The following is a 6189-nucleotide window of genomic DNA, read 5'->3' on the forward strand; positions in this document are numbered from 1 at the left end:
GGGGGGCCCCCGGCGGCCCGTCCCCAACTTCCCCCCCCCCGCGGCGGGCGGGCCCCCCCCCCCCCCCCCCACGGCCCGGGAAAGTCCGTTGCGGCAGTGTGCGCGCTGCGGGGCGAGATCGACCGGATGGAAGATCGGCCGTGCCGACACCGAGATCGACGAGATCCAGGCCGACTTGAAGCACCCCGAAGTGGACTGGGAGCCCGATTCCTGGCTGCTGCTCGACGACGGGCGGCCATCTGTTCGACCTGATGGCCGTCGACACCTGGGGGCTGGTCGGCCCGTCGCGCGCTGACCGAGCGCGGTCAGACCGCGGCGGGGAACGCGAACCGTACGCCGGTCGAGTGCTCCGACAGCTCCCACAGTCGGCGGCCCGTCTCGGGATCCGCCGCCGTAGGGGCCAGCTGTACGCGCGTCGGTGCGCCGCGCAGCTCGGCCGGGCCACCCGGACCGATGAACTGGCCGCTCTCCACGTCCGGCTCGGTCGCCGCGAACAGCTGGGGCAGCGCGCCGTCGGCCGGGCGCTGGGCGAACAACGGGTTGCCGATACGGCCGAGCACCACCCGCCACAGGCCGATCGGCGCACTCGTCTGGAGGTGGGTGGCGGTGTAGCCGGGGTGGGCCAGCACGCTGCGCACGGGGCTGCCGGACTTGGCCAGACGGAGATGGAGTTCCCGGCCGAAGACGGCGTTGGCCAGCTTCGACTGGTTGTAGAAGCCCATTGGCTTGTAGCCGCGCTCGCCGGTCAGGTCGTCGAAGCGGATGCGCGCCTGCCGGTGGTTGACCGAACTCACCGTCACCACGCGGGGGTCGTTTCCGGCGGCAAGGAGATCGAGCAGCAGGCCGGTGAGCGCGAAGTGGCCGAGGTGGTTGCAGGCGAACTGCAGCTCGTGGCCCTGTGCGCTGAGCGTGCGGGGCGGAGCCATCACGCCCGCGTTGTTGATGAGCACGTCGAGGTGCGGGTGGTCGGCGTGCAGCTGATCGGCGAAGTCGCGGACCGATTCGAGGTCGGCCAGGTCGAGGCGGCGTACCTCCAGGCTCGCGTCCGGGTGCTCGGCGGTGATCTCCGCGACCGCCCGGCGGCCCTTCTCCTCGTCGCGTACCGCGAGGATCACGTGCCCGCCCCGCCGGGCGAGTGCGCGGGTGGTCGCAAGACCGAGGCCGCTGTTGGCTCCGGTGACGACGAATATCCGGTCGGTCTGATCCGGTATCTGCTCGGCTGTCCAGCGCTGTAGCTGCGTCATGCGGCATATGCTGTCGCTCGTGGCACTCAGTGTCAAGAGGATCCTGAGTGTCATGGAGCGGACTGAGTGCCATGAAAGGCATGGCGTGTACCATGGTCCGGTGAGTTCCCGCCCCGAAGTGAGCATGGCCGAGCGCAAACGACAGCTCGTCGCGAACGAGTTGACCGAAGCGGCGCTGCAACTCCTTGCCCAGAAGGGGTTCGACGCGGTCACCATCGACGAGATCGTGACCACCGCCGGGGTCTCCCGGCGTACGTTCTTCCGGTACTTCGCGTCCAAGGAGGACGTGGTCGTCCAGTTCCTGGCCGACATGGGCGTCGGCATCCACGCGGAGTTGGCGGCTCGCCCCGTCGCGGAGCGGCCCTCCGTGGCGCTGCGGCACGCGGTGTGGGTTCCCCTCGCGGCCTGTGGTGATCACTCCGAGCGAGTACTGCCCGTGGTGCGGCTGATTCTGCGCACCCCGGCCCTGCGCGCCCGCTTCCTGGAGCGTCAGGCGCAGTGGCGCGACGATCTGACGGGGGAGGTGGCGCGGCGTCTGGGGCGTGACGTGGGCGTGGACCTCTACCCGCACCTTGCCGCCGGGATGGCACTGACCGCCTTCGACGCCGTGCTGCAACGGTGGAGCGACAGCGGCGGCGCCGAGGATCCCGCCGAGCTGACCGACCGGGCCTTCGCGGTCATCGCCCCGGCGCTGGACGCAGGCGAGGCGTAGGACTCGGCGGGCCGGTGCCGGAGGGCCGGTGTGGGCGAGCCGGTGTGGGCGAGCCGGCGCCGGAGGGGCGGTGTCGGAGAGGGGCGGTGGCCTTCGGGGGGTCTGCGGGCTGGCATCATCAAGGGATGTCTGACTTGATCATCGCCGCCTGTGACGGAGCCGCGAAGAAGAACCCCGGGCCTGCGGCCTGGGCCTGGGTGGTCGCCGATTCCGATGAGCGCCCGCAGCGGTGGGAGGCCGGGCCGCTCGGCGTAGCGACCAACAACGTGGCCGAACTGACCGCGCTGGCCGAGGTGTTGGAGTCCACGGATCCCGCCGTTCCGCTGGAGGTCCGCATGGACAGCCAGTACGCGATGAACGCGGTCACCAAGTGGATCGCTTCCTGGAAGCGGAACGGCTGGCTGACCGCGGCGAAGAAGCCGGTGGCCAACAAGGAACTCGTCGTCCGCATCGACGCACTCCTGCAGGGCCGCGCCGTGACTTTCCGGCACGTCGCGGCCCACCAGGTGGACGGCGACCACCTCAACGCCATCGCCGACGTCGCGGCCAGCGACGCCGCGACGACGCAGCAGCCCGCCGGAACCGCCCACGGAGCGCTCGCGATCCCCGAGCCGCGGCCCGAGCGCATGACGGCCTCACCCGCCGCCCGGCCGCGCAAGAGCTCCACGGCGCAGGCCTCGGCACAGGGAGGCAAGAGCTCGACCGCCCGTGCGGGCAAGGGGTCTTCAGGCGCGGTCATCAAGGCGAAGTTCCCCGGCCGCTGCCACTGCCAGAAGCCCTACGCCGCCGGAGAGAAGATCGCGAAGAACGCGCACGGCTGGGGTCACGTGGAGTGCCGGGAATCCTGAGCCGAGCCCCGTGGCGGTCGCTCACGAGCCGCGGGCGCGGACCGCGAGCAGAGCGGCAAGGACACTCGGCACAAGAAGCAGGCCGAAGGCAGCGGCGTAGCCGGCCGGGCCGGACGAGCCGGTGCCGAGCCCGGCGAACAGCGCGGAGGACAGGGCCATGATCGTGATCTGGCCCAGATTCTGATTGGTCTGCATCGCGCTGCTGGCCTGCCCCTGCAGACCGGGCCGACTGTGCGAGAGCGAGAGCAGGGTGAGGGCCGGAGCGACCAGGCCCATGCCGACCGCCGCGACGACCAACGCCGACGCGGCGGTGAGCGCGGGCATCGTGGGCAGCGTTCCGGCGGCCGCGATCGCCACGGCCGCCGCGAGGATCACCGAACCCACCACGACAAGGCGGTGCCGGGGCCAGTGGTCGAGCAGATGGCCCTGGACCCAGGACGAGGCGGCCCAGGCCACGGCAGCGCCCGTGAACGCCAGACCTGTCACCGCGGCAGGCACGTGCCGCACCGTGCTGAGGAACAGCGGCACGAAGGCCTCCAGGGTGAAGAACGCCCCTGAGGACAAGCCGCGCAGCAGCACGGTGGCGGGCAGTCCACGCGCCGCACTCCAGGTGCCGGACGGCAGCAGCCGGGGCGCGAACGCCACAAGGAGCGCGAACCCGCCCGCCGCACACAGCAGTTGGCGCGCGCCCCAGCCGGAGACGCCGTACTGCGCGAGCGCCGCGCCCAGGCTGACCGCGAGGGCGACCATCAGAGCGGGACGCGGTGGCTTGTCCTGCGACGGGACGGCCCTGGCCTGTCGGGTCCGGCCGCGCAGGACGACCACGACCGCGAGCGCCGGGAGCAGTGTCAGGGCGGCCAGGCCGAAGAACACCGCGCGCCAGGACCACCAGGCGGAGACAAGACCCGCCAGCGGAGGCCCGGCCAGCGAGGGAATGATCCAGCAGGTGCTCATGAGCGACAGGGCGCGCGGCCGCAGACGGTCGGGATAGTCATGGGCGATGGCGGTGTTGATCGCCACCGCGACCATTCCGGCCGACACCCCGTCCAAGAACCGTCCGGCCGCCAACTGCCAGATGGTCGTGCTGGTGGCCGAGATCAGCAAGGTGGCCACCGACAGGGCGACACCAGCCGCCAGCGGGCGGCTCGCCCCTGCGCGGTCCGCCCAACTGCCGCCGAGTACCCCGCCCAGCAGGCTCGCGGCGACGAAGCTGCCCGCCACCAGCGGATAGAGCGACACCCCGTCGAGGCCCTGTGCCGCCGCAGGCAAGGTGGGCACCACCGCGAGCGCGGCGAACCCGGTCAGGAACATCACCGCGGCGAAGGTTGCCGTAGCCGCCGCGTACTTCCGGGAGAAGATCCCCTCTTCGGCGGTCTTGGACGGTGCCACCGTACGTTCGGTCATCGTTGCCCGCCCGCTGCCGCGTCTCGCCCGGGGACGGCTCTGCGGGGGGCGCGGGCGAGCCGCCTGATGAGCACTCTTCTTGGATCATGAGTCACGAAGGCTCAAGTTATGAGGAGCGCGTGACGGAATGCCACTGGTTTTCGCGCGGCCCCGTCCAGGCGGTCGAACAGGTCCGTCAGGAGGGGGCGTCGGGCACGGCGTCCAGGAGGCTGCGGACGACGGGTCCGGCGGAGGCGCCGCCGGTGACGCCCTTCTCGACGACGCAGGCCACGGCGACATTGCCGCGATGCGCGACGAACCAGCCGTTGTTGGGCGCGTCGTCGGAGACCTCGGCGGTGCCGGTCTTCGCCCCCACTTCGCCGGGCAGATCGGCCAAAACTGAGGCTGTCCCGTCGGTGACCGTGGCGCGCATCAACTCACGCAACTGCGCGACGATTTCGCGAGGCAGCGGCGTGGTGGCGGTCGCGTCATCGGTGCCGCCGGTGAGGGTGGGCTGATGGAAGGTGCCGGACACCGCCGTCGCGGTGACGGAGGCCATGATCAGCGGGTTGGCCTGCACCCTGCCCTGCCCGATCATCGAGGCGGCCTTCTCGGTCTGGTCGCGGGGGACCGGTACCGACCCGTCGTACGAGGGAATGCCGACGTCCCACTTCTGCCCGACCCCGAAGTACTTGCGGGCGACATCGCCCAGTTCCCCGTCACCGACCTTGTCGCGCAGGCTGATGAACGCGGTGTTGCACGAGGCGGTGAAGTCCTTGCGGAAGGTGGCGCCGCGGTGTTCGGAGGCCTCGACGTTCTGGAACCGCTTCCCGACGGTGAGGTACTTGGGGCAGTCGACGACATCGCTCGGCGCGACCGCGTCCCCAAGGAGCAGCGCGCTGGTCGTGACGATCTTCCAGGTGGAGCCGGGCGCGTAGGTGCCCGAGACGGCGCGATTGAACCCGGAGGAGGGGGAGTTGGCCACGGCCAGGATCTCTCCGTTGTCGATCCGCAGGGCGACAAGGGCGGTGTCCTTGCCGTCGGCCTCGCTGGCGACGGCCTTCTCCGCGGCCGACTGCCAGGTGGTGTCGAGCGTGGTGGACACGGGCCGGTCGGCGGGGCGGGCGGACTTCTTGCCGAAAGAGGCCTCCGTGCCCTTGACCTCACCGCTGGCCCGGTCGACGAGCTGCACCGCGCCGCGCGGACCGGCGCCGCTGCCCCTGGCTATCTGGGGAATGAGCGGGCCGAGGGAGGGGGACGTCTCGCTGGACAAGGCGTCCCCGTTGCGGTCGTTGATCTCGGGCCCGGAGGTGTCCTCCCGCTCCAGACGGAACTTCTCCGTGCTGCTCAGATTCGGGTGCACGAGGGAGAGCTCCCAGTTCACCTTCCAGACGCCGTCGTCCTGCTTGCGCACGGGCAAGGCCGAACGGTACGTCCAGGTGCCAAGCTCGGTGACGGGCATCTTGGCGGTGAACGCCACGGTCACTGTGCCGTCGTCGCCGACCGTGGTCGCCCCCGGGGTCAGGGTCGGTTTGCTGATGTCGAGTCCGGCGGTGAAGCTGTTCAGGACGCGCTCTGCCTGCTCGGGACTCGAAGTCTGCGCGGCGGCCCGCGATATGTGGCCCGCCTCCCAGTCGGCCAGGAAGGCGCGAGCCTGCTTTATCGCCTCCGGGTCGGGTATCGGGGGCCCGGGGTCGAAGGGGCCGAGATCGGCGGCGTACCCGATGCCTGCGGCGAGCGCGAGCGTCAGTCCCACCGCGACCACTACGCGGGGGCCCTTCCGGGTGGGTCTGCGGTCGGGGCTCGTGAGCGGTGCGACATCCGTCATCAGGGGCTCCTTGTGCTGGCTTCTCGCTGCGGGCAGCGGAGTATTGAGGGAGGAAGAACGGGCCGTCGTGCCCGGCAGGTTCGGTGCTAGGTCGGCGTGGGGGGGGGGCGCGCCGCGGGGGCCCCCCCCCCCCCGAACACATGCGAAGGCAGCCAGGGGCGGGGGCGAAGACAG

General features: G+C 71.3%; 5 protein-coding genes. 2 read left to right on the plus strand and 3 right to left on the minus strand.

Features of this window, described 5'->3' with window-relative positions:
* Window positions 1-305: 305 nt before the first annotated feature.
* Window positions 306-1244, minus strand: coding sequence for an oxidoreductase (locus tag ACFQ7F_RS35380; RefSeq protein WP_383279874.1), 939 nt, complete (start codon window positions 1242-1244; stop codon window positions 306-308).
* A gap of 124 nt (window positions 1245-1368) precedes the next feature.
* Between ACFQ7F_RS35380 and ACFQ7F_RS35385 the strand changes: the two genes are divergently transcribed.
* Together ACFQ7F_RS35385 and ACFQ7F_RS35390 are read left to right on the plus strand one after the other, a co-directional pair.
* Window positions 1369-1956 (plus strand): TetR family transcriptional regulator, encoded by a 588-nt coding sequence (locus ACFQ7F_RS35385; protein ID WP_383279886.1) that lies wholly within the window; start codon window positions 1369-1371, stop codon window positions 1954-1956.
* Between the two features lie 125 nt (window positions 1957-2081).
* Window positions 2082-2804, plus strand: coding sequence for a ribonuclease H (locus tag ACFQ7F_RS35390; protein WP_383279877.1), 723 nt, complete (start codon window positions 2082-2084; stop codon window positions 2802-2804).
* Window positions 2805-2825: 21 nt separating this feature from the next.
* Here ACFQ7F_RS35390 and ACFQ7F_RS35395 read toward each other — a convergent pair whose 3' ends face one another.
* Both ACFQ7F_RS35395 and ACFQ7F_RS35400 read right to left on the minus strand, forming a co-directional pair.
* A complete protein-coding gene (locus ACFQ7F_RS35395) occupies window positions 2826-4208 on the minus strand; it encodes an MFS transporter (RefSeq protein ID WP_383279880.1) in 1383 nt (460 codons plus the stop codon).
* Between the two features lie 175 nt (window positions 4209-4383).
* A complete protein-coding gene (locus tag ACFQ7F_RS35400; RefSeq protein WP_383279883.1) occupies window positions 4384-6015 on the minus strand; it encodes a penicillin-binding transpeptidase domain-containing protein in 1632 nt (543 codons plus the stop codon).
* Between the last annotated feature and the right edge of the window lie 174 nt (window positions 6016-6189).

It is taken from the genome of Streptomyces sp. NPDC056486 (genome assembly GCF_042795295.1).
Taxonomy (GTDB): Bacteria; Actinomycetota; Actinomycetes; order Streptomycetales; family Streptomycetaceae; genus Streptomyces.